This is a genomic window from Glaciimonas sp. CA11.2 (assembly GCF_034314045.1).
In the GTDB taxonomy this organism is placed as follows: Bacteria; Pseudomonadota; Gammaproteobacteria; order Burkholderiales; family Burkholderiaceae_D; genus Glaciimonas.
This window is the reverse complement of the sequence record NZ_JAVIWL010000001.1, coordinates 335,755-361,280: the sequence shown is the minus strand read 5'-3', so window position 1 is coordinate 361,280 and position 25,526 is coordinate 335,755. Positions and strand designations below refer to the sequence as shown.

The 25,526-nt window shown below is 49.6% G+C and carries 19 protein-coding genes and 1 pseudogene; 8 read left to right on the top strand and 12 right to left on the bottom strand.

Going from position 1 to position 25,526, the window contains the following annotated elements:
• Positions 1 to 185: 185 nt before the first annotated feature.
• The 4 genes from RGU75_RS01490 to RGU75_RS01475 all read right to left on the bottom strand — a co-directional run bounded on the left by RGU75_RS01490 (position 186) and on the right by RGU75_RS01475 (position 4,879).
• Positions 186 to 1,343, bottom strand: a complete 1,158-nt coding sequence (locus tag RGU75_RS01490; protein WP_322232490.1) for a sn-glycerol-3-phosphate ABC transporter ATP-binding protein UgpC — start codon at positions 1,341 to 1,343, stop codon at positions 186 to 188.
• Between the two features lie 161 nt (positions 1,344 to 1,504).
• Positions 1,505 to 2,401: a carbohydrate ABC transporter permease gene (locus RGU75_RS01485; protein WP_322240155.1), complete on the bottom strand. Its 897-nt coding sequence runs from the start codon at positions 2,399 to 2,401 to the stop codon at positions 1,505 to 1,507.
• Between the two features lie 4 nt (positions 2,402 to 2,405).
• Positions 2,406 to 3,368, bottom strand: a complete 963-nt coding sequence (locus RGU75_RS01480) for a sugar ABC transporter permease (RefSeq protein WP_322232489.1) — start codon at positions 3,366 to 3,368, stop codon at positions 2,406 to 2,408.
• A 245-nt stretch (positions 3,369 to 3,613) separates the two neighbouring features.
• On the bottom strand, positions 3,614 to 4,879 hold the full coding sequence (locus tag RGU75_RS01475) for an ABC transporter substrate-binding protein (protein ID WP_322232488.1): 1,266 nt from the start codon (positions 4,877 to 4,879) through the stop codon (positions 3,614 to 3,616).
• 367 nt (positions 4,880 to 5,246) lie between these two features.
• On the opposite strand from RGU75_RS01475, the gene zwf (RGU75_RS01470) reads away from it, so the two are divergent.
• Positions 5,247 to 6,722 (top strand): glucose-6-phosphate dehydrogenase, encoded by a 1,476-nt coding sequence (gene zwf, locus RGU75_RS01470; protein ID WP_322232487.1) that lies wholly within the window; start codon positions 5,247 to 5,249, stop codon positions 6,720 to 6,722.
• Between the two features lie 138 nt (positions 6,723 to 6,860).
• Positions 6,861 to 8,837 (top strand): glucokinase, encoded by a 1,977-nt coding sequence (locus RGU75_RS01465; protein WP_322232486.1) that lies wholly within the window; start codon positions 6,861 to 6,863, stop codon positions 8,835 to 8,837.
• Between the two features lie 116 nt (positions 8,838 to 8,953).
• On the opposite strand, the pseudogene RGU75_RS23900 reads toward RGU75_RS01465, so the two are convergent.
• The 6 genes and pseudogenes from RGU75_RS23900 to pgi form a co-directional block, all read right to left on the bottom strand.
• Positions 8,954 to 9,037 (bottom strand): annotated as a pseudogene (locus tag RGU75_RS23900) (cytochrome b); the annotation flags it as partial.
• A 191-nt stretch (positions 9,038 to 9,228) separates the two neighbouring features.
• Positions 9,229 to 10,344, bottom strand: a complete 1,116-nt coding sequence (locus RGU75_RS01460; RefSeq protein ID WP_322232485.1) for a porin — start codon at positions 10,342 to 10,344, stop codon at positions 9,229 to 9,231.
• 680 nt (positions 10,345 to 11,024) lie between these two features.
• Positions 11,025 to 12,236 (bottom strand): AGE family epimerase/isomerase, encoded by a 1,212-nt coding sequence (locus RGU75_RS01455; protein WP_322232484.1) that lies wholly within the window; start codon positions 12,234 to 12,236, stop codon positions 11,025 to 11,027.
• 127 nt (positions 12,237 to 12,363) lie between these two features.
• Positions 12,364 to 13,218 carry an SIS domain-containing protein gene (locus RGU75_RS01450; protein WP_322240154.1) on the bottom strand — a complete coding sequence of 285 codons (855 nt, stop codon included), beginning with the start codon at positions 13,216 to 13,218 and terminating at the stop codon, positions 12,364 to 12,366.
• A 15-nt stretch (positions 13,219 to 13,233) separates the two neighbouring features.
• Entirely contained in the window at positions 13,234 to 14,706 is a 1,473-nt protein-coding gene (zwf, locus tag RGU75_RS01445) for a glucose-6-phosphate dehydrogenase (protein ID WP_322232483.1), read from the bottom strand.
• Between the two features lie 150 nt (positions 14,707 to 14,856).
• Positions 14,857 to 16,560: a glucose-6-phosphate isomerase gene (gene pgi / locus RGU75_RS01440; protein ID WP_322232482.1), complete on the bottom strand. Its 1,704-nt coding sequence runs from the start codon at positions 16,558 to 16,560 to the stop codon at positions 14,857 to 14,859.
• A 377-nt stretch (positions 16,561 to 16,937) separates the two neighbouring features.
• Here pgi and edd point away from each other — a divergent pair, with 377 nt between their 5' ends.
• Together edd and eda are read left to right on the top strand one after the other, a co-directional pair.
• A complete protein-coding gene (gene edd / locus RGU75_RS01435) occupies positions 16,938 to 18,791 on the top strand; it encodes a phosphogluconate dehydratase (protein ID WP_322232481.1) in 1,854 nt (617 codons plus the stop codon).
• Between the two features lie 103 nt (positions 18,792 to 18,894).
• Entirely contained in the window at positions 18,895 to 19,545 is a 651-nt protein-coding gene (eda, locus tag RGU75_RS01430) for a bifunctional 4-hydroxy-2-oxoglutarate aldolase/2-dehydro-3-deoxy-phosphogluconate aldolase (RefSeq protein ID WP_322232480.1), read from the top strand.
• A 320-nt stretch (positions 19,546 to 19,865) separates the two neighbouring features.
• On the opposite strand, the gene RGU75_RS01425 is transcribed toward eda, so the two are convergent.
• A complete protein-coding gene (locus RGU75_RS01425) occupies positions 19,866 to 20,012 on the bottom strand; it encodes a hypothetical protein (RefSeq protein ID WP_322232479.1) in 147 nt (48 codons plus the stop codon).
• Between the two features lie 70 nt (positions 20,013 to 20,082).
• Here RGU75_RS01425 and RGU75_RS01420 point away from each other — a divergent pair, with 70 nt between their 5' ends.
• The 4 genes from RGU75_RS01420 to RGU75_RS01405 all read left to right on the top strand — a co-directional run bounded on the left by RGU75_RS01420 (position 20,083) and on the right by RGU75_RS01405 (position 23,568).
• Positions 20,083 to 20,799, top strand: a complete 717-nt coding sequence (locus tag RGU75_RS01420; protein WP_322232478.1) for an ABC transporter permease — start codon at positions 20,083 to 20,085, stop codon at positions 20,797 to 20,799.
• 72 nt (positions 20,800 to 20,871) lie between these two features.
• Complete coding sequence (locus RGU75_RS01415) at positions 20,872 to 21,786, top strand: glycine betaine ABC transporter substrate-binding protein (protein WP_416186771.1); 915 nt, start codon at positions 20,872 to 20,874, stop codon at positions 21,784 to 21,786.
• Between the two features lie 10 nt (positions 21,787 to 21,796).
• Positions 21,797 to 22,447 (top strand): ABC transporter permease, encoded by a 651-nt coding sequence (locus RGU75_RS01410; protein ID WP_322232477.1) that lies wholly within the window; start codon positions 21,797 to 21,799, stop codon positions 22,445 to 22,447.
• Positions 22,447 to 23,568 (top strand): ABC transporter ATP-binding protein, encoded by a 1,122-nt coding sequence (locus tag RGU75_RS01405; protein WP_322232476.1) that lies wholly within the window; start codon positions 22,447 to 22,449, stop codon positions 23,566 to 23,568. Before RGU75_RS01410 ends, RGU75_RS01405 begins: the two co-directional genes overlap by 1 nt.
• A gap of 295 nt (positions 23,569 to 23,863) precedes the next feature.
• Here the strand turns inward: RGU75_RS01405 and RGU75_RS01400 are convergent, their stop codons facing one another.
• A complete protein-coding gene (locus tag RGU75_RS01400; RefSeq protein ID WP_322232475.1) occupies positions 23,864 to 25,282 on the bottom strand; it encodes a DEAD/DEAH box helicase in 1,419 nt (472 codons plus the stop codon).
• Between the last annotated feature and the right edge of the window lie 244 nt (positions 25,283 to 25,526).

Below are 25,526 nucleotides of genomic sequence, written 5' to 3'. Positions count from 1 at the left end.
CTCAATGTTTAATCTGGCCTTATCTGATCGATGAAATGTCTTAAAGTAATGACAGTAAGAGCGCCGGATACGCGGCAATAAGCTTAACAGGATGCAAATAGGCGGCCTTATGCGCCGCCTATTTTATTCGCTAATATTACATTTATCTTGTCATGGATGAGAGCACGGTGATGGTGTGCCGTTACTTAACTAACTCTCTGCTCCGACTCAGGATCAAAAAATACCGCCTTCGATAAGTCGAAAGCCAATTGCATTTGTTCCTTCGGTTTTGCGGCTGCGCGAGGATGGGTGCGGCAGGTGACGCGTGCACCATTGAAGTACGTGAATACGAGCGTGTCAGGGCCGGTTGGCTCGGTCATTTCGATGGTGCAGGAGACTTCGCTCGGACAATAGTCATCATGTGAAATCGAAGCGCCAATTTCTGCACCGCGGGCGCTTTGTGCATCAGTGACGTGTTCCGGACGAATCCCCAAGATGATTTCGCGACCGATCCAACTGGCAATGGCGGGTGTTTCTGTATGCGTTGGGGGCAGCGGAACCAATGTGGATTGTCCGTCATGTTCCAGATTGAAGGCAGCACCGCCATTGCTTCCGTGCGAGACCAGTTTGCCGCGCAGGAAGTTCATTGACGGCGAGCCGATAAACCCAGCCACAAACAAATTTTGGGGATTGTCGTAGATGTCTTGTGGCGTGCCGAATTGTTGCACCACGCCGTCTTTCATGACGGCAATTTTGTCACCCAGCGTCATCGCTTCGATCTGATCGTGGGTAACGTAGACGATAGTGCTGCCAAGACGTTGATGCAATAATTTAATTTCTGCCCGCATTTCTACCCGTAGTTTGGCATCCAGATTGGATAGCGGTTCATCAAATAAAAACAGCGACGGATCGCGTGCGATAGCCCGACCCATAGCGACGCGTTGGCGCTGGCCGCCCGAAAGAAGGGCTGGCTTGCTGTCTAACAGATGGGTAATTTGAAGGGTTTGTGCTACCCGGTCGACGATTTTTTTCTGTTCGGCTTTGGGTACTTTGCGGATGCCAAGACCAAACGAAATATTTTCGCGCACGGTCATGGTTGGATACAAAGCATACGATTGAAATACCATCGCGATGTCACGCGCCTTTGGTGGGATATCGTTGACCACGCGGTCGCCGATCATGATTTCCCCTTCGGAGACAGTTTCCAGCCCGGCGATCATGTTCAGCAGCGTCGACTTGCCGCACCCGGAGCCACCGACCAAAATCAGAAATTCCCCATCTGCAATCTCCAGATCAATACCTTTGAGAACTTCATTGCCGTTTGGATACACTTTGCGCACATTGCGAATTGATAAACTAGCCATCTTTACTCCATCCCTTGATCGATCTTTACAGTCGAAATGATTATGTCGACTGATGCAAAATAAGAGGGTTACATTCACCCGTTAGTGAGTCAGTTGTGAGTCGTTGTGAGTCTTTGGTGAGTCTTCAGTCACGCCACAACAATAGTTGCGGTGAACGGTTTTCAGCCTTTCACAGCGCCAGCAGTTAGCCCGCGGACAAAATATTTTCCAGCCAGCAAGTACACCACCAATGTCGGCAATGCAGCGATGATCGCGGCGGCCATATTGACATTGTATTCAGTCACCCCGGTCGAGGTATTGACCAGATTGTTGAGCGCGACTGTGACTGGTTTAGCGTCCGAGCCACCAAACACCACGCCGAACAAAAAGTCATTCCAGATTTGCGTAAATTGCCAGATGAAGCAGACCATGAAAATCGGCAGCGACAATGGGAAAATAATTTTGCGATAAGTCATGAAGAAACCTGCACCATCAATACGTGCCGCCTTCACCAGCTCCTCTGGCACCGTAATGTAGTAATTGCGGAAGAACAAGGTGGTGAACGCGATGCCGTACACAATGTGTACAAACACCAGGCCGGGCGTTGTATTGGCTAAATTGACCATCCCCAACAAACGCGCCATCGGCAGAATAACAACCTGAAACGGAATGAAGCAGCCGACCATCAGTGCGGTAAAGACAATCTCAGACCCGCGGAAGCGCCAATGCGCGAGCACGTAACCATTCAGTGAACCGATGAGAGTCGATATGAGTACGGCCGGAATCGCCATTCTGAGTGAGTTCCAGAAGTAGGGGGCCAGGCCGTTGCAATCGACGCCCGTACATGCGTGACCCCATGCTTTGATCCATGCTGCGCCGGTGAGAGTGTGCGGTAGCGAGAGTAGATTGCCTGTGCGTATTTCATCCAGCGTTTTGACGGATGTACTCAGCATCACATACAGCGGTATCAGGTAATACAGCGCGCAAAAAATCAACAGTACGTAAATCGCCGCACGACCGATTGTAAGCTTGGAACCCTCGTGGTGGATGGTGCTGCCGTTGCTTTTAGTGTTGCTCATGCGGTTAGCGGCCATTGCGCGCTCCTTTCGTTTCCAGGTACATCATCGGCACTAATACTGCCATGACGGTTGCCAGCATCATCATTGCCGACGCCGCGCCCAATCCCAGTTGACCGCGGGAGAATGAATATTGATACATGAAGATTGCCGGTACGTCGGACGAAGTGCCAGGACCGCCAGCAGTTAACGCCATCACCAGATCGAAACTCTTAATAGCGATGTGGGCAAGTATCAGTAAGGCGCTAAAAAATACCGGACGTAAAGCAGGGATGACAATGCGCCGATAGATCGTTGGCAGGCTGGCGCCATCGACTTGGGCGGCCTTGATAACGCTGTCGTCAATGCCGCGTAGCCCCGCCAGAAATAACGCCATTACAAATCCCGATGACTGCCAGACACCGGCAATGACCACGGTATAAATCGAGAAGTCAGAATTAACCAGCCAGTCAAATGTAAAGTGGGTAAATCCCCAGTCATGCATCATCTTTTCCAGACCGAGTCCTGGATTCAAAATCCACTTCCACGCCGCGCCAGTAACGATGAACGACAGCGCCATTGGATAAAGATAAATGGCGCGTAAAGCGCCTTCACCGCGAATTTTCTGATCCAGAAAAATCGCCATGAAAAGGCCAATTGCAAGGCAAATCACAATGAACAGCCCGCCGAAAATGCCTAGATTCGTCGCAGCGACCCACCAACGGTCAAGGCCGAACAAATCCGTATATTGATGAAAACCAACTAACGTATAGTTCGGCATCATGCGGGAGTCGGTCAGCGACATCCATCCCGTCAGTGCAATGAATCCGTAGACAAATACAAGTGAAATAATAATGGTCGGTGATAATACCAGACGCGGTAGCCAGCTATCGGCGAAAGCAGCGATGCGCCCTCGCGGTGCTAGATTTTTCGAGGGATGACGAGCGCTCCCGGCTGATATCGTTGAAGAGGGGAGGGTTTGATCGGACATGCGAGTCTCCTGATGCAGGATCATAGCCAGGTCATCGGTGCTGACGCCATTGCATGTGCAATAGTAGCCAACCTCAGACCGGGCGGATGCCAACGCGCTAATATCGATCACGCTGACATCCGGGTTTTATTTACGTACTTATTACATACCTATTTACTTCACTAGTGCGCTAATTTATTTTGTTAGCTTCATGTGCGAGTTTATGTATATGTACGTCTTAAAGGTTGATTTGTCTAAATAAAAAATTATTTAGTTTTTGCTGCCTTGGCCAATGCCAGCGTGGCTGCTTGCGATGTCATATTCGAGTTCATGAACTTCGAAACTACATCCAGCATTGCGCCTTGGACTGCCGAACTGACCGCCATGCCGTGGGCCATACTTGGCTCTAAAGTATTGGCTTTGTTTGCGGCTGCCATGTCGTTCATTGATTCGATTGCGCAACTGTCAAATTTGGCGCGTGGAATATCTGGACGAACTGGAATTGATCCTTTGTTCAGATTGAAAATTTCCTGAAATTCAGGACTCATGATGGCCGTTGCCAGTGTTAACTGTGCTTTTTGTTCCGCAGGATCTTTTACTTTGAACATAGCGATCGAGTCGATATTGTAAGTATATGATCCAGTTGTGCCCGGTGCTGGTACGCAGAGGAAATCTTTGCCAGGTTGTTTGCCTGCAGCGGTGAACTCGCCTTTGGCCCAGTCGCCCATAAACTGCATACCGGCCTTACCGTTGATGACCATCGCAGTAGCCAGATTCCAATCGCGCCCAGGAGCGTTTTTATCGATGTAGGTTTTGATTTTTCCGAGCGTGTCAAAAGTCTTGATCATAGTCGGGCTAGTGAGCGCCTTTTGATCCAGCTTCACGATCGCCTTATTGTAAAAATCAGCGCCACCGACACCCAACGCCGTTGTTTCAAAGACCGTGGCATCTTGCCATGGCTGTCCGCCATGTGCGATGGCGATAAAACCAGCTTTTTTAATCTTATCGGCAGCATCAAAAAATTCTGGCCATGTGGTCGGCGTTTTGGCGCCCGCTTTTTTTAATACCTCAGGATTTACCCAAAGCCAGTTCACGCGATGCACGTTGACAGGCGCAGCCACATAATGACCTTGATATTTCATCGTGTCAGAAACGACCTTCGGCAGCAGCGCATCCCACTTGCCGGCAGTTGCGGCGGCGTCAATATTCGCCAGCACGCCTTCTTGGCCCCACTCCTGAATAGCGGGTCCTTTGATCTGTGCGGCAGTCGGAGGGCTACCGGCGATGACGCGGGCTTTAAGTGCCGTCGTCGCGTTTTCACCAGCGCCACCGGCGACTGCGAAGTCTTTCCAGGTTATACCCTTGGCTTCCATGATTTTTTTCAGTTCTGCGACCGATTTGGCTTCGCCGCCGGAAGTCCAATAGTGCAGCACTTCAACTTGCGTGGCATTGACCGCCGCGGATGCTGATATTAATGCAGTTGCTGTGACCGTTGTTACCATTGTGGCTTTAATGAGTTGCTGCAGTTTCATACTTGTCTCCTGTATTAAAAACGCTAAATAAGGTGTCTTTCGTTGGTAAGCCGTGATTGCTGGCTTCTCGATTGCTGACGCAAACTGAAAAACACCTATCCACTACCGGTGCATGGAAGCTACACCTTTGCTACTAAATATGTCTGATTTTCCGGCGTGATGGTTCACCCTTGCTCAGCAACTTTCATTATTTCTCTGCGATGGCTAAACGATAACTCTTAAAGAGTAATCAAAAGTTAGCTAGTAAAACTACAGAGAAAATTGATTTTATTAGATAATAAAGTTAAATCGTCTCTTTCATCACTTGTAATTGTAGTAATGCTACATTAATATTGCAATATAAGTTTTTATTTATTACAGAAAAGCGATGCAAACCCAACCTCCTTTTATTTTTACCCTGTTCGGCGCGACCGGCGATTTGTCGATGCGGAAGATTCTTCCGGCGCTTTTTGTCGCCCATCGGGATGCCAAGTTGCACGCGAGCGGACGCATTATTTGTGTCTCAAAGCAGTCTTTTAGCCGGGATGAGTATCTGGATTGGGTGAGCAAAAATGCCGTCCAATATGTGAAGGGTAGCGAATCAGTCAATCCGAATGACGCGGTGTGGCAAAGCTTTTTGGCACGTATTGATTATCTGCCGCTGGATCTGGTCGAGCCGACCGGGTATCAACGGCTCGCCGAGTTGCTGGCGGAGAATAAGGTTGTTTCGGTTTTTTATCTGGCGACTTCACCGCTCTTATTTGAACGCATTTGTGCCAATCTGGCGGCGAGCACGATTGATTTATCGCAAGCACGGGTTGTCTTGGAAAAACCGCTTGGCCATGATTTGCGTTCGTCGCATGCCATTAATGACGCGGTTGCACGGGTTTTTGCCGAAGATCAGATTTATCGTATCGATCACTATCTTGGCAAAGAGTCAGTACAAAACTTGTTGGCGTTGCGTTTCGCGAATAGCTTGTTCGAACCACTTTGGCGGCGTGAATCAATTGCGCACGTGCAGCTGACGATTGCAGAACAACTGGGCGTGGAAGGGCGCGGAGAGTTCTATGATGGGACTGGCGCGCTGCGTGATATGGTACAAAATCATTTGTTGCAATTGTTGTGCACGGTAGCAATGGAGCCGCCGACTTCGTTTGATGCCAACGCAGTACGTGATGAAAAGGTCCGTGTATTACGTGCTCTCAGACCATTTTCTGCGGAAGATCTCGAACTGCGCGCAGTGCGTGGTCAATATGTGGCAGGCGCTGTTAATAACCAGTCCGTGCCTGGTTATTTGCAAGAACCGGGTATCGGAACGCATTCGCAGACAGAAACCTTTGTGGCTTTACACGCAGAGATTAATAATTGGCGCTGGGCTGGCGTACCGTTTTTTCTTCGCACCGGTAAGCGTCTTGCCCATCGTGCCGCAGAGATTATTATTACCTTTAGACCTGTTCCTCATGCGATTTTGCCGATGCCATTTGGACCCAGCGGAACAGTGAGTAATCGTCTGGTGATCCGTTTGCAGCCGGATGAGTCGATTCAATTACATTGTCTGGCAAAGCAACCCGGCGATGGGATGATCATGCAGCCGGTAGCACTTGATCTGTCGTTCGATCAAGCTTTTCAACAACGTCGGGCCGAGGCCTATGAACGTCTTTTGCTGGATGCCATTCGCGGTAATTTATCGTTGTTTGTACGTCGCGACGAGCAAGAAGCAGCTTGGAAATGGGTAGAGCCTTTGTTGAACCACTGGCAATCAAGCGCGTCTCCACCCAAGCCTTATATGGCCGGTAGTTGGGGCCCAACGGCCTCGTTTGCGATGATGGCACGAGCCGGGGCGCAATGGCCTGAGGATCGCTGAAATTTGGCAAAACTAATGCGATAATTTGATATTAAGAGATGCGTGCATTTAACGATATGTCGAAGTGCACCGATGCATCAACAGTCGAATTATCTTTTAGATTAATTAACCAATTGTATTAATTGAAAGTTTCACTTCATGGCGTCATCTACAACCGCAAATCTTAACGCAATCTCGGCGGACGGTTACCTGGATGGCCCACGCTTGCTCGCAGATGTCGGCGGTACGAATGCGCGATTTGCATTGGAACGTGCTCCCGGCCAAATTGAAGCGATTCAGACTTTACGCTGCGCTGATTATGCAGAGTTTGCGCTGGCGGTCGAAGCTTATCTGGCATCCATTCCCCATCCGCAAGTGCGGCATGCCGCTATCGCGATTGCCAATCCGGTGCATGGTGATGAGATCAAAATGACCAACCACCATTGGGCTTTTTCGATCGAAGCCACGCGTCGTCGCCTCAATTTTGACACGTTGTTAGTGGTCAATGATTTCACCGCGTTGTCAATGGCATTGCCGCATCTGGAGCATGTCCATTGCGTTCAAATCGGTGGTGGAAAACCATTGACTGGCGGCGTCATCGGACTGGTCGGTGCTGGAACCGGATTAGGCGTCGGAGGCTTAATTCCTTCAGAGGGACGTTGGATTGCCCTGGGTAGCGAAGGCGGTCATGTCAGTTTTGCGCCTGGCGATGCGCGTGAAGCAGCGATCCTTGCCTATTGCTGGCGACACTATTCTCACGTTTCTGCCGAGCGTCTGGTGTCAGGTCCTGGTATCGAAATTACGTATATGGCGTTGGCCGACATGCGCGGTGTAGTCAATCCGGAGCCGCTACACACGGCCCAGATTGTGGAGCGGGCTTTAAATGGCACTGACGTCTTGTGTAGTGAAGTATTGGAGTGCTTTTGCGCTATGTTGGGTACAGTTGCAGCTGACGTGGCGGTGACGTTGGGTACGTTGGGCGGTATCTATATTGGCGGTGGTGTAGTGCCACGCTTGGGTGAATATTTTGCCACTTCAGCATTCCGTGCACGCTTTGAAAATAAAGGGCGATTCGGTACTTATCTGGCCAAAATTCCAACGTATGTCATCACTGCGCCTTATCCCGCTTTTGTCGGCGTCGCAGCTATTTTGGCAGAGCATTTAGGTGGCGGCAACGCCGTGCCGATTCTGGAAAGAATACGCAAGGCGCGTTCACAGTTCTCACCAGCTGAACAGAAAGTAGCGAGTCTGATTTTAGCCCATCCTCGCGCCGTCATGAGCGAGCCGATATCGGAAATCGCACGTCGTGCGGAGGTCAGTCAACCAACCGTGATTCGTTTTTGCCGCACCATGGGTTGTCAGGGACTTGCCGATTTTAAGTTGAAACTGGCGTCGGGCGTCACCGGCACTGTACCGGTCGCGCATAGTCAGGTGCACGTCGGCGATTCGTCTCTGGATGTGGGAGTCAAGGTCGTCGACAATACTATTTCAGCGATGATGGAAGTACGCGACAATCTCAATGCAGACACACTGACCAAGGTGATCGATATTCTGAGTCAGGCTTCACGCGTAGAGTTTTATGGTTTTGGTAGTTGCGGTCTGGTGGCAGAAGATGCGCAACAGAAATTCTTCCGTTTGGGTATACCTGCGTCCGCTTACACTGATCCACAATTACAGGAAATCTCAGCCTCGTTGTTGAGAAGTACTGATGTCGCCGTGATTATCTCGAACTCCGGTCGTTTGCGCCATTTGGCTCCAGCGGTTGAGGTGGCGGTGAATTCCGGTGCGACCATCATTGCGCTGGCACCGAGCAATTCTCAGCTTGCCAAGAGGGCAGATTACACATTGGCGGTCGAGCACGACGAAGGCAGCAATATGCATATTCCGATGGTGTCGCGGATATTGTTATTGTTGTTGATCGACGTTCTGGCGGTTGGCGTATCGATGAATCGTGCGAGCCCATTTGCAGAGCTTCAGAGGCAGGCTAAACGCGGCATTCTGACGCACACTGCCGCAATCGAGGGTGATGGGGCCAGCGATAAAATGGCAGCCGAAGAGGGTACGCAGGCATCGCCCTCAACAGCATCAGATAAAAATGGCCCGTCAACGCCAAACCTGATTTCACATACCAAGTAAAAGTTGCGTGCTATCTCAACTTTATGATTGTGACTGCTGAACTGTCGCCTACCGTTGGCGACCGGTTCGCCGGCCACCGGAGTGCCAGCCACCGGAGTGCCAGCTATATCACCACATCACCACATTCTGCGTAACGCACTGTCGCGTTTGACAAAATGATGAAATAACGCTGCCGCAGCCTTCAAGCCAATCACAAAGTAAGATAGTCAATCGCGATTTATCAATCAATAAGCATCGCCCATAAAAAATGCCCATTCATAGTCGAATGGGCAAAATCTGGGGGATACCCAGGGACGTCTTGCAGTTGCCACTAATCGGCAGATTTACAAGGTAAAGTGAACAGCCGTGCCGAGCTCAAGCGACGCGACCATCCACTTTACCCGGGTATTGCTTAGAACGAGTGGCTGACACCTGTGTAAAACGCATTTTGGTTTTGACCAGTCAAACCAGTGCCATCGCCTGACTCAACCTGGAAGTTGGTGTTCGAGCCGTTACGTACAGTACCGATGCTTGCGTACAGCAAAGTGCGTTTCGACAAACTGTAGTTTGTACCCACCATAAACAAGTTGGCGCTGCCGACATTTTGGTTAAGTTTTACGTGATATGCGGCCGCGATCAATGTCAGTGCAGGTGTCAACTGATAGTTGGCGCCGACCCAGAAATGGTTCGCTTTGGTTGAGCCAGTCGTCACGTCTTGTGGTGCCGACAGATTTTGGTAAGCTGCATATAGTTTCAGCTTATCGATATTGACCGTTCCACCTAGTGTCAACTCTTTCGAATTTGTGAACAAGGTCGAGTAGCGACCAGCACCGTCGTTTGCAACGTCATACATCGCTACAAGGGAGTAACCAGGTTGGACAAAAGATAATGCTATACCGCTGCTGCTCTTAGGTTTGGTTGCACCAGGCGTTTCGCCGAAACCGTATGCGCCTTGGGCTGTGAAGCCACCGAAACTTGGCGAGATGTATTGAACCTGATTGCTGGTTTGCGGCCAGTTACGTCCTTTAACCAAGGTTGCCGAACCCAGATTCTGTTGACCGGTTGGATCCAGGCTCCAGACGATGTCACTCGGTAAAGTTAAATCACGACCGATTTTGACAGTACCGAAATCACCTGACAAACCAACAAAAGAACGACGTGACCAGATTTGTGCCGGGTTGTTTGGGCTGCTACCGTTGATTGAGCCGTTGCCCGCATTAAAACCGTTTTCCAACGTGAAGATAGCTTTTAGTCCGCCACCCAGATCTTCAGTACCTTTAAAACCGAACATGCTGGTACCCCAGCTGTTACCGCCAGTACCCCATTTTCCACCGCGTTGACCGTTCGAAGCGTTGTACTGGTTGCTGTTGTAATCGATACCGGCATCCACGCGACCATAGATGGTGACGTTGGATTGGGCTTGTGCTTGGCCGGCGCAAGTGGCGGCCAGAATAATTGCAGCTGCAAGTGGCTTTACCATTGGCAGGCGAGAGCCCGCGCGCAGACTTTTTAAAACAGTTTTGCTCATTTCATCTCCTAAGTAAAATATGGTGTTAACCACGCTTTTCGAGTCTTTTTGCTCGAAATTTTTTGAGTCTTGCTATTGCAAATATTTGCATTGCCGGACTTGATTTGTTGATGAGGATGTTAAACGACATTCGATGTAAATTGTTTGTTTTATGTAGTTTTACTATATTTGTGTTGCAAAAAAGCCGCAGATTGGTCTAGGGGTTCAGCACTTAAATACCTTAAAAGTTATCGCTGGAATAGAAATGGTTATCGGTTTAATGGAAATTGTATGCTGTCTTGAACGAAGGTAATATTTTGTATTTTTACTACAAGTAGCTTTGGTACATTTTCATTGCTCTAAAGGACGGTATAGGAAGGCGCAGTCGCGGTGCTGTCGCTACATTTATCAGCGCGAAATAAAATTCAGCGTGTTTTTATACGGCGCACCAAGGAATCTGCTTGCGCGCTTTGCGGCGGGTGGGTAGCCGATACTTATATGAGCGGATGAGGAGAGTCGCAGTTGATGGCGCTGTTGATTCAAGCCGAGGTATTTGGCGGTTGTGCCACAAATAAGGTTTGCATCTTGCGGCGGTTTTTGGTTACCTCTTCGAGTCACGGGCTTGCAGGTATTTGCGGATCAAGGAATAAATCTTAGCGGCAATCCCTGCATCCGAAAAACCAACAATATCGATACGCTTCCTATGCTAAAGCGCAGTCAACCGCATATAACGACTCCAGGTACGCGCCCATCGGGTGATAGAAGTCAGTCTTGCCGTGCGGTGGCTTTTCAGGACCGTAGCGTTGGTTATCGCGGTGCAAAATCCGATACCAGCCGCCTCGCTGCTGATCGATCAAATGATCCGCACTGTATTGCCATAGCTTGTTATACCAATCCCAATACTCCGGGTTGCCAGTGCGCTGCGCCAGCAATGCAGCCGTTGCCAGCGACTCTGCCTGGACCCAAAAATATTTGTCATCGTCGCAGGCGGTGCCGTCCGGTGCTAGCCCGTACACCAAGCCACCGTGTTGCGCATCCCAAGCCAACGGCATCGTTACATCAAAGAGTGCTTGTGCGCGCACCACCAGCCAGTCGCTGTCATGTTGCAACTGTGCGCTATGGCGATCAAGCAGCAACAATAATTTGGACCATTCGGTCATGTGGCCCGGTTGATAACCCCACGGTCGAAACATATTGCTACTGTCGTGACGGTTGTATTCCCAATCCACGCGCCAGTCAGCATCGTAATGTTCCCATATCCAGCCATCACAGAGCGCCGCCTGACGGTTTGTGATGTTGTTGGCTAACAGCTCTGCGCGATGAAGATAGACTTTATCGCCGGTCGCTTCAAATGCGGCAATCAACGCTTCACAACTATGCATATTCGCGTTTTGTCCACGATAGGGCGATACAACGCCATCCGGCGTCGCTTCGTCCGCATATAAACCGTCGGCCTCCGACCAGAACACGCGTTCCATCAATGCAAAGGTGGTGCGCAAGCCGGTCGCGGCTTCGGCAATGCCAATTTTTAGCGCGTGTGCATGGGCTAATAAAACGAACGCCAAGCCGTAACAATGCTGAGTGCGGTCGATTGGCGTACCATTTTCAAGCACCCAAGCATAGCCACCATATTCAGGTTGTTTATGTTTTTCTTCTAGGAAGCGCAAACCATGACGCGCCGCATCCCGATATTCTTCCTTGCCATCCAGACGAAATGCCAGTGCATAACAAAATACCATACGCGCGCTATTCACCAGATGGCGACTCGACGCGTCGTAGATACTACCGTCGTCATTAAAGTAATGAAAAAATCCACCAGCGGGATCAATCGAGCGTGGATGAAAAAAAGCGATGTCGCGGCGCATTTGTTCGTGCAAAAAAACTGGTAGTTGAAATCCGGAAGGTAGCGTCATCTGGTTTGTCTCTTTTGGGTCAATTTATTTTTATGGTGTTACGTATCACCGCGCTGCATGGTGCAGTAACCACATTAGCGCAGGTCTTTTTGAGATTGATTTTTACGCGATATTTATAAGGAGTGCATCAACGAAAGAATGAGTCAAACTGCATGTCAAATTGCTGCAATGCTTTTTGTGCGTTCTGCATTTTCTTTCGAAACTCCGGACCGCGTTTAAGGGCTAATCCGACTGCCAGAATATCGATCACGACAAGATGCGCAAGACGCGCTGAGATCGGCGTATACGGGTCAGTATTGAAACTGAGATCGATCGGCACTAATACCGTTGCCAGTTCAGCCAACGGCGTTCCGCTTGGTCCCAACACGATGATATCGGCACCGCCCTTTTTTGCTAGCTGCACGCTTCTCAGCAGCGCGGCATTGCCACCTCGTTGCGAGATGGCGACAACGGCATCGCCTGGTTGCAACAGCGATGCGGCAATACTATGAATGTGCGGATCGGAATAGGCGACGGTTGGAACGCCGGATCGAAAGAATTTATGCTGTGCATCAGCAGCGACAATACCTGACGTGCCCTGGCCGTAAAACTCGATCTTGTTCGCTTTGAGCAGAACATCCAGGGCGCGCTGAATCGCATCCGGGCTGAGGTGATTGCGCAAGTCCAGCAAAGTATTAATTGATCGACTGCAAATCTTATTAACCAGATCCGCAGCGATATCATCTTGCGCCAGCATTTCATTCGCACCAGGCAATGCTACCGCGAGACTCTGGGCCAATTTCAGTTTGAAATCATGCCAGCCCTCATACCCGACAGCCCGACAAAAGCGTACTACCGTGGGCTCAGAAACGAGGGCATTTTTGGCTAGCGCGGTGATATTCTCGGACAGCGCGAGTTGCGGATTATCGAGAATCGTCAACGCGACTTTTCTCTCCGACTTAGATAACAAATCAATTTGCGTACGAATAGCATCGAGGAGCATTGCCACGGTGGACTCCTATACTTCCGGTAATGCTTCTTCGCGCCATTGCAAGCCGTCGCGTCCAATCAGGGCGCTCGCCGCCGCCGGTCCCCAAGTACCTGCACTATAAGGAATCGGTTCGTTTTCTTCCTGCTCCCAATAGTTCAGAATTGGCTCTACCCATTCCCAGGCCGCTTCCAATTCATCACTACGCATGAATAGCGTCAACTGGCCGCGCAATACATCGAGTAGTAAACGTTCATAGGCCTCCATGCGCGGTGCTTTAAAGCTTTCGCGAAAATTCAGCTCCAGTTCAACCGGTTTCAGCCGCATGCCGTCGCCTGGCGTTTTTGCCATTAAATTCAAATGCAGACCTTCATCGGGTTGCAATCTGATGACGAGGCAATTGGATTCAAAACTACTATTCGGTTGCGTAAAAATTGAATGTGGAATTTTCTTAAATCGAATAACAATTTCTGCCAGCGAATCGGCCATACGCTTGCCGGTACGCAGATAAAAGGGGACGCCAGCCCAGCGCCATGTATCCACCTCGGTTTTTATCGCCACAAAGGTTTCGGTACGTGAGTGCGGATCGGCATCCTGCTCTTTGCGATAGCCGGGTACTGCAATGCCATTCACATGTCCTGCCCGGTATTGGCCGCGCACGACATTTTGCGCGAGGCTGACTGGTGTAAAGCGTTTTAATGAGCGCAGAACTTTGAGTTTTTCATCGCGGACAGCATCGGAAGTGATCGATACCGGCGGCTCCATGGCGACGATGCATAATAATTGCAGCAAATGGTTCTGTAGCATGTCGCGCAGGGCGCCGGAGCTTTCGTAGTAACCCATTCGATTACCAACGCCAAGTTCTTCCGCGATCGTGATCTGTACGTCAGAAATCCATTCGCGACGCCACAATGGCTCGAACAGAACATTACCGAAGCGGAGCGCCAGCAGGTTTTGAACAGTCTCTTTGCCGAGGTAATGATCGATGCGGAAAATTTGTGATTCAGAAAATATCTGACCCACTTCAGCGTTAATTTGTTTGGCGCTGGCAAGATCGCGACCGAGTGGTTTTTCGAGGACTACACGCGAGTTGGGCGTGGCTAATCCGGAAGCTGACAGGTTACGACAAATTTTAGAAAACAGCGCAGGTGGCGTCGCCAGATAAAATACATTAGTGACGCTTGGATCAGGCCGCATTGCTGCCACAAGTGCTTTATAAGACTTCGCATCGGTGGCGTCCATCGCTACATACTGAACGCGCTTGCAAAACCGTTCCCAGATGACGGGATCAAACGTCTCCATCGAAATGTGAGGGCGGGCGTCTTTATCGATATGCTGTAGAAAATCATCGTTCGACAATTCATGTCGCCCAATGCACAAAATGCGCGCGTGTGGTGGCAAATCGTCGGCGCGATCACGCGAGTACATCGCAGGTAACAATTTACGCATTGACAGATCGCCAGTGCCGCCAAAGATTGCCAGGTCAAATTCTGCTAGAGCCATGATGTTTGATTATCCGTTTACTTAAAAAGTCTACATTGATTCGAGCGACATTATTGCGCGCTATGCTGCGTGACGTTTCGCAGCCTCAACCGATAATGCAGTGCCGGCGTTGAGACTGCGTTTTGGCCTATTTGCGTGTCTTAGCGTGTTTTAGTTACCTGATAAAGCCGCACGTGCACGACCAATTAAACCATTGGTTGAACTATCGTGCTTGTCGGGGGCCGTATTGCCGGTCAGTTCGTCAAGAATATGCGTAGCCATTACCTTGCCCAACTCGACACCCCATTGATCAAAACTGTTAACTCCCCAGATGGCACCTTGTACAAAGGTTTTATGTTCGTATAGTGCAATCAGTGATCCGAGCGATGTTGGCGTTAACTTTTGTAGCAAAATGGTATTACTAGGACGATTACCGGGAAAGGTCCGATGCGGCAAGAGTGCGCTGATGTCAGATTCTGGCATCCCTTTATTCTGCATCTCAGCACGCACTTCGTCTGCTGTTTTGCCGCGCATGAAGGCTTCTGATTGGGCAAAACAATTTGCCAATAGTGCTGCTTGATGGCCGGGCAGATGATGACTCGGCGCCAATGCAGCGATGAAGTCGACAGGCGTGACATCGGTACCCTGATGTAATAACTGGAAGTAGGCGTGCTGGCCATTGGTGCCGACATTTCCCCAGATAACAGGGCAAGTTTTAATCTGAAGCGGACTGCCATCGAGCGCGACGCGCTTGCCGTTACTTTCCATTTCCAGTTGCTGCAAATACGATGGGAAATTGCCCAGGTCTTGATGGTAGGGCGCTATCGATAACGATGCGCTGCCGCAAAAATTGCGTTGCCAAATACCGACGAGTGCCAGAATAACGGGCATATTCCGCTCAAGCGGCGCACTGCGGAAGTGGTTATCCATTGCATGCGCGCCGGCCAGAAATTCGCTGAACTGTTCAAATCCAACCGCCAGCGCAACTGAAAGACCAATTGAAGACCAAACGGAATAGCGACCACCAACCCAATCCCAGAATGGAAACATATTTTGCGGATCAATGCCGAATGCTTTGACGCCTTCGGTATTGGTGGATACGGCCACAAAGTGATGGGTCAGATCGCTTTCCTGCGCGCCGTCCGCCTGTGTCAGAAACCAGTTGCGGGCGCTGTGCCCATTCATCATGGTTTCCATCGTCGTGAACGTTTTGGACGCAATGACGAATAGGGTCGTGGCCGGATCAATTTGCGATAAAACAGCATCGATGTCATGGCCATCTACGTTGGACACGAAATGTAATTTCAGCTCCGTATGCTGATAGGCGCGAAGTGCCTCGCAAACCATTTTGGGGCCGAGGTCCGAGCCGCCGATGCCAATATTGACGATGTCGGTAATCTGTTTGCCATTATAGCCAAGCCATTTTCCTGCCCGTACTGCTTCTGTAAATGCCGCGATTTGTTCAAGTACAGCATGGACATCACCATCGATTTTTTGTCCATCAATGACTAGTGCTCTATTGCCTGCGCTTGGCGGCCAAGGCGTGCGAAGCGCCGTGTGCAAAACTGCGCGGTCTTCGGTAGTGTTGATTTTTTCGCCAGCAAACATGGCATCACGTCGCGTCTCAACCTTACGCTCACGCGCCAGATCGCATAGCAAAGACATGGTTTCGCTAGTCAGCGTATTTTTGGCATAATCCAGAAATAGACCGGAAGCTTCTAAGGAGAAGTGTTTGAAGCGATGAGGATCAGCATCGAACAGTTCACGCAGTGCGATATTTTTTGTCGTAGTGTAGTGATTTTGTAGTGCTTCAAAGGCGGCGGCATCAGGTTTGAGGCTAGATGTGTCGTGCGCAGTATCGGTAGTATTAGGCATGTCCGGACTTTCATGGCAGCTTGGGTTGAGTAGGACTATACAACATTTTTTGGTAATTTCACTACAATTTGTTGCTAGATTTCGATTTGCACCGCAGCTCCAGCGCAAGTTGACGGGCTACAGGACCTAAAGGCTCTGTAGCGAGGAAAGTTGTTTTCTTGGCTGAAATATCTATAATATAGGATCAATTCCAAATGAAAATCAGCTGTACAGGTGGTGGTAATGTTCGCTACAGTTCAACGAAATGAATAAAATATAGTTAAAGCAGAGAAGGCGGGTGAAAATTAATTGTAGTAAAATTACAGTTTGAATATCGCAAGCTTGCTTTCCCATTTTGCACTGCGAGCTTATTTCAGCTTATTTTCGAGGATTAAAACATGTCCGTTCTAGCCAGCGTTGCCAAAGTAACAGAGCGAATTATCGCGCGCAGCCAACCTTATCGCAGTGCCTATCTGGAGCGTATCGAGATAGCGCGTCGGCAAGATGTACAGCGCGGTGCGTTATCTTGTACCAATCTTGCGCACGGATTTGCCGCCTTTCCGGTGAACGATAAGTTACGACTTAAACAGGATAAAGATCTTTCTGTTGCGATTATTTCTTCGTATAACGACATGCTATCGGCGCATCAGCCGTTCGAAAATTTCCCCAAAATTATTAAAGATGCCGTTCGTGCTGCGGGTGGCGTAGCGCAATTTGCCGGTGGAACGCCTGCAATGTGTGACGGTGTGACACAAGGGCAACCTGGTATGGAGTTGTCATTGTTTTCACGTGATGCAATTGCCATGGCAACGGCTATCGCCCTGTCGCATAACATGTTTGATGCCGCGTTGTATCTGGGTATCTGCGACAAAATCGTGCCAGGACTGTTAATTGGCGCATTACATTTTGGACATCTACCAGCGATTTTTGTTCCTGGTGGTCCGATGATCAGTGGGATGTCGAATAAAGAAAAGGTCAAAATTCGCCAGTTATATGCGGAAGGCAAAGTTGATCGGGCAGGTTTGCTAGAGGCTGAATCCCAGTCCTATCACAGCGCCGGCACGTGTACTTTTTACGGCACCGCCAACAGTAATCAAATGTTGATGGAAGCGCTCGGCTTACATCTGCCTGGCTCTGCTTTTATCACCCCGAATACACCATTACGTGATGCGCTGACCGCCGAAGCAGGGCGTCAGGCGTTGAAGATTACTGATCACAGCGGCAACTATCGCCCGGTCGGGCATGTGGTTAGCGAAAAGAGTATTGTGAATGCCATCGTGACATTGTTAGCAACCGGCGGTTCGACCAATCACACATTACATTTGGTGGCGATTGCTAAAGCTGCGGGGATTGTTATTGATTGGAATGATTTTGATGCGTTGTCAGCCGTGGTTCCATTGGTGACGCGGATTTATCCGAATGGTGATGCAGACGTCAATCACTTTCATGCTGCTGGTGGGACCGGTTTTGTGATCCGCGAGTTGCTTGATGCTGGCCTGATGCACGAAGACGTAACGACGATTCTCGGAGACAGTTTGCGCGCGCATTGCGCAGAGCCATTTTTAGAAGGTAACGCAGTTGTATTTAAACCTGCTCCGGAAAAAAGCGGTGATGACTCGGTATTACGACCTGCCGCCACACCGTTTGCCGCAGACGGTGGTTTACGTTTGCTGACCGGTAATTTGGGCCGTGCAGTGATCAAAATTTCAGCAGTCAAGAAAGAGCACTGGATTGTAGAAGCGCCCGCGATTGTCTTTAACTCACAGGAGGCGTTTATGAAAGCCTTCCGTGCAGGTGAGTTGGACCGCGATTTTGTCGCTGTGTTGAGCTTTCAGGGGCCGCGTGCCAACGGTATGCCAGAACTACACGCACTCACACCTGCGTTGGGCCTGCTGCAAGACAAGGGGCGTCACGTGGCGCTGGTTACCGACGGTCGTATGTCGGGCGCATCGGGCAAAGTGCCGGCAGCAATTCACGTAACACCAGAAGTCTCGGCCGGTGGGCCATTGGCGCTGGTGCGTACCGGTGACATGATCAAGATGGACGCAGAGCACGGTATACTTGAGGCGATCGTGCCAGCCGCAGAGTGGGCGCAACGTCAATTGCAGTTGGTCAATCTGGACGCTAATCAAGTCGGCATGGGGCGCGAATTGTTTGCCATGTTCCGCAACACGGTGAGCGCGGCTGAGGAGGGCGCAACCTGTTTTGACTTACCTCCTGTGCGTGAGTTGGTGGCAGCTGTTTCTAACTAAGTCTGAGATTCATGATCTTATTAAGATCATGAAGATTATTACGGTTGCTTAAATGAGGTAGCCGAAAAATACGTAGTTTTGACGAACATAAGAAAGCAACGATATGACATCTTCCAAATATTTGTATGACAACGAAGTGCTGGACATCATGCGCACTTCTGCAGTGATTCCGGTGATCGCAATCGACGATATTGCCCATGCCGTCCCATTAGCAAAGGCGTTAGTTGCCGGTGGCATCCGTGTGCTGGAAGTAACGCTGCGCACGGTTCATGGGCTGGCAGCGATTCGCGCAATGGCCGAAGTGCCAGGAGCAATTGTTGGCGTCGGTACACTCACCCATCCGGACGAATTTGTTGCGGCGCGTGATGCTGGTGCCGTTTTCGGTGTATCCCCCGGATTGACCTCATCTCTCATCGCTGCGGCAAAGTCGAGCGGCTTGCCATTGTTGCCGGGGGTGATGACTCCTTCGGAAGTGATGGCGGCGCGTGAAGCCGGATTTCGTCAACTCAAGCTGTTTCCGGCAGTTCCAGCAGGTGGCGTAGGGATGTTGAACGCGATTGCAGGGCCTTTGAGTGATGTTGTTTTTTGTCCGACTGGCGGCATATCGCAACAAACTGCCGCACAGTTCCTGGCGTGCAAAAATGTTGCATGTGTTGGCGGATCGTGGTTGACGCCGAAGGATGCTTTGGAATCGGGTGATTGGGCGCGCATTACTGCATTAGCGTTAGCCGCAAGTCAATTGCGCTTAGCTTAATACTGATAGCCCGATACGCATCAATAGTCAGTGTGTGGTTGCGCTTTTGGCCATCGCAGACTGACTTTGTTAAGAAACACGAATAAAATATAAACGCGTATTCATTTTGTTCTCTGCTTTTCTGCTCTGCCCATTCTCTTTTTTCCAAATTTTACGCTGAAAATAGTAGTTTTAGCGGTCAATAGACATTTCGGTAATAGGTTTGGTAAAAATCATTACTAGACTTCATCAAGAAAATTCATTACACTAGTGCCTCTTTGAAACATTGTGCCACCCCAAAATGGCGCAGTGAAGCTTCATGACCTGCATCAGTGGGTCGTCTATTGCTCCGATAAATGTTGGAGTTTCATCAAACGTGGGGTTATCCCTGCATTCAGTTTGCCGCCCCAATGCGGCAGTCGACCCATTCTGAACAGTCCTTTCAGGATACGGAATGGGATAAATAAATTGACAGCTTTGTTTGTCATGCTCGCGCGTCATTGTGTGTGCAGGTATTTTTCTGTGCATTGAACTCGTGCGGCAGAAATGGAGTAAAACATGACGAATCGCTATCGTAATGCCATCGTCGGCACAGCCATCACTATATTGGCCGTGGCGGGCATCGGCTGGACGGTCGGTGCCGACGCCATTGAGCGTTATCAAGGTGATCTGATCTATTACACTATGCGGCACATGCAACTAGTTGGCTGGTCGATGTTGTTGGCCCTTGTGAGCGGTCTGCCCGCAGGAATTTTACTTAGCCGCCCTCTATTCGCGCGCCACGCTGAAAAATTCATGCAGATATTTAATATCGGCAACACCATTCCATCGATCGCCGTATTGGCCCTTGCGTTAGCGTTTTTCGGCATCGGTGATAAACCGTCAATCATTGCTTTATGGCTAGCCTCATTACTACCCATAGTACGCAATACGTACGAAGGGCTGAAGCAAGTCCCGCCCTCGTTACGCGACGCGGCTAAGGGTGTCGGTATGAAGCCCTACCAAATCTTGTTCCGGGTCGAGTTGCCAAATGCCATTCCGATTATTGTCGGTGGTATCCGAACCGCCTTAGCCATTAATGTTGGTACCGCACCGCTATCGATTTTGATTGGTGGCGAAAGTCTCGGTAGCATTATTTTCCCCGGCATTTATCTCAACAACCAGGATCAACTATTGCTTGGTGCCACCGCCACGGCAGTACTGGCGCTGATACTTGATGCCATCGTTTCTATCGGCAGCAACGCCTATCTCAGCAAACGCGGTCTATTGCGATAAACGATATCGCAGACATTGCTACCGCAGAGATTCAGATGCGGTTTATCAGCATCTTTTAAGAAGGAGAAAAAAATGAATTTTTTACGCATAAAGCATTTGCTGACAATGACGTTCGGCATATTTAGTCTCGTAATGGCGTCAGCCGCGATCGCTGGCCCCTTAGTAGTCGGCGGTAAAAACTTTACCGAACAGTTAATTCTATCGTCCATGACGCAACAGTATTTACAGTCTAAAGGGTACAGCGTTGAGCTGAAAAATGGCTTGGGTACCACCATCATGCGCCAGGCGATAGAAAGCGGCCAGCTAGATATCGTTTGGGAATATACCGGCAGTTCATTAATTGTATTTAACAAAATTACCGAGAAGCTGGACGACGAGCAATCTTATGAACGCGTCAAACAATTAGACGGCGCCAAAGGTTTGATATGGCTGAAACCATCTAAATTAAATAATACCTACGCGTTAGCAGTGCCTGCCACACGCGCTGAGGAAGAAGGAATAAAAACAATAGAAGATCTGGTAGACAGAATCGCAGCGGATCGCGAGCGCGATCCAGACAGCAAACATTTGTTCGGGGTTGACTTTGAATTTGCCTCACGTTCAGATGGTTTAGGCCCAATGTCAGAACTGTACAACATGCATTTTGACCGGAGTGAGGTCAAGCAGATGGATCCCGGTCTGGTCTATACCGCGTTACGAAACGATCAGTTGTATGTTGGCCTTACGTACTCTTCCGATGGTCGCATTGGTGGTTTTAATTTAAAGCTGCTAGAAGACAACAAGGGTTTCTTTCCGTTTTATACCGCGGCGCCCATGGTTCGTAAAGAAATACTCGACGCCAATCCAAAGCTGGCCGAACAGTTGAACGCTTTGTCGGCCACTATCGACACGCAAAAAATGGCAGCCATGAACAAGCAAGTGGATATCGATCAACAACCGATAGCGCAGGTTGCGGCCGATTTTTTACGCGCTCAAGGTTTGATGTGAGGGATGCAAAATGAGTTTATTTAACTATCTTTCCGGCGCGTGGCCTGAGATTTTACATCTGACTTTGCAACATTTGATGTTGGTGAGTATCGCCGTTGGTTTGGCCATTTTGGTTGGCGTTCCGCTTGGCATAGTGATGATTCGTCACCGTGGGTTAGCCAGCCCGATGCTCGGATTGGCCACCGTCATTTTGACGTTACCATCGATCGCGTTATTCGGATTGATGATCCCGTTGTTCTCCCGTTTTGGCCAGGGTCTGGGACCATTACCCGCCATCACCGCAGTATTTTTGTATTCGTTGTTGCCGATTATGCGCAATACGTATTTGGCACTCGATGGCATTGAAGACGGCGTCAAAGAAGCGGGCATTGGTATCGGCATGACGTTTTGGCAGCGCTTGCGTCTGGTTGATTTGCCATTGGCTGTTCCCGTGATTTTAGGTGGAGTCCGTTCCGCAGTCGTCATGAATATTGGCGTGATGGCAGTTGCCGCTGTGATCGGAGCGGGTGGTTTGGGCGTGCTGATTTTGCACGCGATTAGCCAAAGTAATATGCAAAAACTCGTGGTCGGTGCGGTATTGATCAGCGTCCTGGCAATTGTTGCCGACGCTTTGCTGCAGTGGCTTCAACGCGTACTAACACCGAAAGGAATGCAGAAATAATGATTGAACTCGACAAACTAAGTAAAGTCTTCACCCAAAAAGATGGCGTCAAAGTAAAAGCCGTTGATGAGGTAAGTCTCACCGTCGCCGAGGGTGAAATTTGTGTATTTCTTGGACCTTCCGGTTGCGGAAAGAGCACGACGCTCAAAATGATCAATCGTTTGATCGTTCCCACTTCCGGCCGTGTTTTATTGAATGGTGAAGAAACCACCGGTATCGATGAGGTTACCTTACGTCGTCACATTGGTTATGTTATTCAGCAGGTCGGCCTGTTTCCGAACATGACTATCGAAGAAAATATCACGGTCGTGCCACGCTTGTTGGGCTGGGATAAAAAGCGTTGCCGTGAGCGCGCGACCGAATTAATGGCGATGGTAGCACTTGATCCCAAGTTATATCTAAAACGCTATCCACGCGAATTATCGGGCGGTCAGCAGCAGCGTATTGGGGTGATTCGGGCGTTAGCTGCGGATCCTCCAGTCTTGCTAATGGATGAGCCATTCGGTGCCGTCGATCCGATTAATCGCGAGTCGATTCAGAATGAGTTTTTTCAAATGCAGCGTCAATTGAACAAGACAGTGATTATGGTCAGTCATGATATTGACGAGGCGATCAAGCTTGGCGATAAAATTGCGATTTTCCGTGCAGGAAAGTTGGTACAGCTGGATCATCCCGATACACTATTGGCGCGCCCAAAAGATGAGTTCGTTGGATCATTTGTAGGTCAGGACGCCACTTTGAAACGCCTTTTACTAGTGCGCGCTGGTGATGCCGCGACGACTTCTGCGACCGTGCGGGATGACTCTACGCTGGCAAATGCTTATGGATTAATGGACGAAAATGATTATCGCTACGTCACTGTTACCGACGTGGACAATCATGCCATGGGTTTTGTCTCCCGTCGGGATGCTCGCGGTGCGCAAGGAGCTTGCTCGGATAAGTTGAAGCCATTCCCCGTTAGCGCAACACCGGATGAGAACTTACGCGTGGTGCTCTCCAAAATGTATAAGCATAGTACCAGCTGGATGCCAGTAATCGATCACGATAGTAGTTATTTGGGCGAGGTTACACAGGATTCAATTGCAGATTATTTGAGTTCGGGACGGACCCGGGTTAAATAAGGTTGGAGATACTTTTTCATTAGTCGTATTTATTACTACGGCTCAGAGATCGCCTTCTTTTTAGTTATGCTTCCTTGGTGGGTGCGTTGAGTCGGAGCAATAAAAAGCACCCAACTGAAGTGCTCCCTCGACAAGGGTCCTCAGAGTGCAAGTCGCTTGAATTAATGACGACCAAACTTAAAACACCAAATACCAATAAAAAAACGGCCACCGGAATAAATCCGATGGCCGTCTTGCTTAGCGTAGCTTAACAATCAATAAGCGATTGTCTTGCCAACCAATTTCAAATCTCTAATTAACGATCACCAAACGAGCGACGTGTGCTGCTGTCGTTAGTGCGGTTACCTTTGTAACCACCGCCAGCACCACCACCTGCGCCAGCACCGTCACGACGCGGAGCGCCTGGCTTGCTGAACGTACGACCGCCTGGCTTACTTGGCGCACTGCGATTGTCGCCCGGTTTCCAGCCACCTGGTTTGTGGTTTGAGCGTGGTGCAGAAGCTGTTTTCTTTGGTTCAAAACCAACAACGACATCGACCGGAATTAATTGCTTTGTGAAGCGCTCGATACGCTTAACGTTCATGCTTTCAGCATGGTTCACCAGCGATACAGCCACACCGTTACGGCCAGCGCGACCAGTACGACCAATACGGTGGACGTAATCTTCAGGGAACTTAGGCAAATCGTAGTTGAACACGTGGGTGATGGCTGGGACGTCGATACCGCGTGCGGCAACGTCAGTTGCTACCAATACGCGCACTTGACCGCGACGCAGACTGTCCAGAGTGCGGTTACGGGCGCCCTGATGCATGTCACCATGCAATGCGGCTGCAGCGAAACCGGCGATGTTCAGGCGGTCAGCGATATTGTCAGCGTCACGCTTGGTGGCAGTAAATACAACTGCCTGGTCCATCGTTTCGTCGCGCAACAGATGATCCAGCAAACGATTTTTGTGCGACAGATCGTCGACAAAATGCACCTTTTGTTGAATGTTTTCATGCTTGGTTGCTGAACCAGCGATCTGAATGATCATTGGGTTTTTAGTGATGCGTTTTGCCATGTTACCGACAACGCCATCAAGCGTAGCCGAGAACAACATGGTTTGACGTGATTCAGGTGTAGCAGCAACGATTTTTTCGATATCGTCGATGAAACCCATGTCCAACATACGGTCAGCTTCGTCAAGGACGAGAATTTGCAATTGCGAGAAATCGATCTTGCCTGATTCCATGTGATCGATCAAACGACCAGGTGTGGCGACCAGAATTTCTGGATTTTTAGCCAGCAATTGCATTTGTTTAGGATAAGGCATACCACCGAGGATCGAAATTGCCTTGATGCGCTTCATGTGTGAGCCGTACTTATCAGTAGCGCTCGTTACTTGCAGTGCCAATTCGCGTGTTGGGGTTAGTACCAACATTTTTGGTTGCGCAGCTTTGAAACGTGGGCGATCACCGCGTGAACGCGATGCTTGCATTTCTTGATTTGGTGTTTTGCCAGTTTGATCAACAACAGGCTCAGACGCGAATTTATGCAGAGCTGGCAGCATGAAAGCTGCAGTTTTGCCGGAACCGGTTTGCGACGATACCATTAGGTCGCGGCCTTCGATAGCGGCTGGAACAGCTTGTTCCTGAACGCTAGTTGGTTTTGTGTAGCCGGCTTCAGTCAGTGCTTGGATAACGGACGCGTGTAAGCCTAGTGATTCAAATGTCATTTATTTCTTTCGTAAAGTTCAGCGTCATCGTGCAAATATCAACTAAGTGACAAATGCTGAGAACGCAAAAAAGCAACGCCAACCAACGAAATGACTATGAAACGACAAAGAAATTTCGGCACAAAAGCTTTGCGCCGGGACGGTGTCAGTTAAACGACACACAAGGCGGGAGGGCTTTTACAATGCAATGTCTAAATTGAACGAAGACATGCTTAGGCTTGCGCAGCTACTTGTTTTTGTTTTT

What these genes read in the sequence shown, in the direction of transcription:
- RGU75_RS01490 (WP_322232490.1), bottom strand. Translation starts at nt 1,343, where the DNA reads ATGGCTAGTTTATCAATTCGCAATGTGCGCAAAGTGTATCCAAACGGC.
- RGU75_RS01485 (WP_322240155.1), bottom strand. Translation starts at nt 2,401, where the DNA reads ATGAGCAACACTAAAAGCAACGGCAGCACCATCCACCACGAGGGTTCC.
- RGU75_RS01480 (WP_322232489.1), bottom strand. Translation starts at nt 3,368, where the DNA reads ATGTCCGATCAAACCCTCCCCTCTTCAACGATATCAGCCGGGAGCGCT.
- RGU75_RS01475 (WP_322232488.1), bottom strand. Translation starts at nt 4,879, where the DNA reads ATGAAACTGCAGCAACTCATTAAAGCCACAATGGTAACAACGGTCACA.
- zwf (WP_322232487.1), top strand. Translation starts at nt 5,247, where the DNA reads ATGCAAACCCAACCTCCTTTTATTTTTACCCTGTTCGGCGCGACCGGC.
- RGU75_RS01465 (WP_322232486.1), top strand. Translation starts at nt 6,861, where the DNA reads ATGGCGTCATCTACAACCGCAAATCTTAACGCAATCTCGGCGGACGGT.
- RGU75_RS01460 (WP_322232485.1), bottom strand. Translation starts at nt 10,344, where the DNA reads ATGAGCAAAACTGTTTTAAAAAGTCTGCGCGCGGGCTCTCGCCTGCCA.
- RGU75_RS01455 (WP_322232484.1), bottom strand. Translation starts at nt 12,236, where the DNA reads ATGACGCTACCTTCCGGATTTCAACTACCAGTTTTTTTGCACGAACAA.
- RGU75_RS01450 (WP_322240154.1), bottom strand. Translation starts at nt 13,218, where the DNA reads ATGCTCCTCGATGCTATTCGTACGCAAATTGATTTGTTATCTAAGTCG.
- zwf (WP_322232483.1), bottom strand. Translation starts at nt 14,706, where the DNA reads ATGGCTCTAGCAGAATTTGACCTGGCAATCTTTGGCGGCACTGGCGAT.
- pgi (WP_322232482.1), bottom strand. Translation starts at nt 16,560, where the DNA reads ATGCCTAATACTACCGATACTGCGCACGACACATCTAGCCTCAAACCT.
- edd (WP_322232481.1), top strand. Translation starts at nt 16,938, where the DNA reads ATGTCCGTTCTAGCCAGCGTTGCCAAAGTAACAGAGCGAATTATCGCG.
- eda (WP_322232480.1), top strand. Translation starts at nt 18,895, where the DNA reads ATGACATCTTCCAAATATTTGTATGACAACGAAGTGCTGGACATCATG.
- RGU75_RS01425 (WP_322232479.1), bottom strand. Translation starts at nt 20,012, where the DNA reads ATGACAAACAAAGCTGTCAATTTATTTATCCCATTCCGTATCCTGAAA.
- RGU75_RS01420 (WP_322232478.1), top strand. Translation starts at nt 20,083, where the DNA reads ATGACGAATCGCTATCGTAATGCCATCGTCGGCACAGCCATCACTATA.
- RGU75_RS01415 (WP_416186771.1), top strand. Translation starts at nt 20,872, where the DNA reads ATGAATTTTTTACGCATAAAGCATTTGCTGACAATGACGTTCGGCATA.
- RGU75_RS01410 (WP_322232477.1), top strand. Translation starts at nt 21,797, where the DNA reads ATGAGTTTATTTAACTATCTTTCCGGCGCGTGGCCTGAGATTTTACAT.
- RGU75_RS01405 (WP_322232476.1), top strand. Translation starts at nt 22,447, where the DNA reads ATGATTGAACTCGACAAACTAAGTAAAGTCTTCACCCAAAAAGATGGC.
- RGU75_RS01400 (WP_322232475.1), bottom strand. Translation starts at nt 25,282, where the DNA reads ATGACATTTGAATCACTAGGCTTACACGCGTCCGTTATCCAAGCACTG.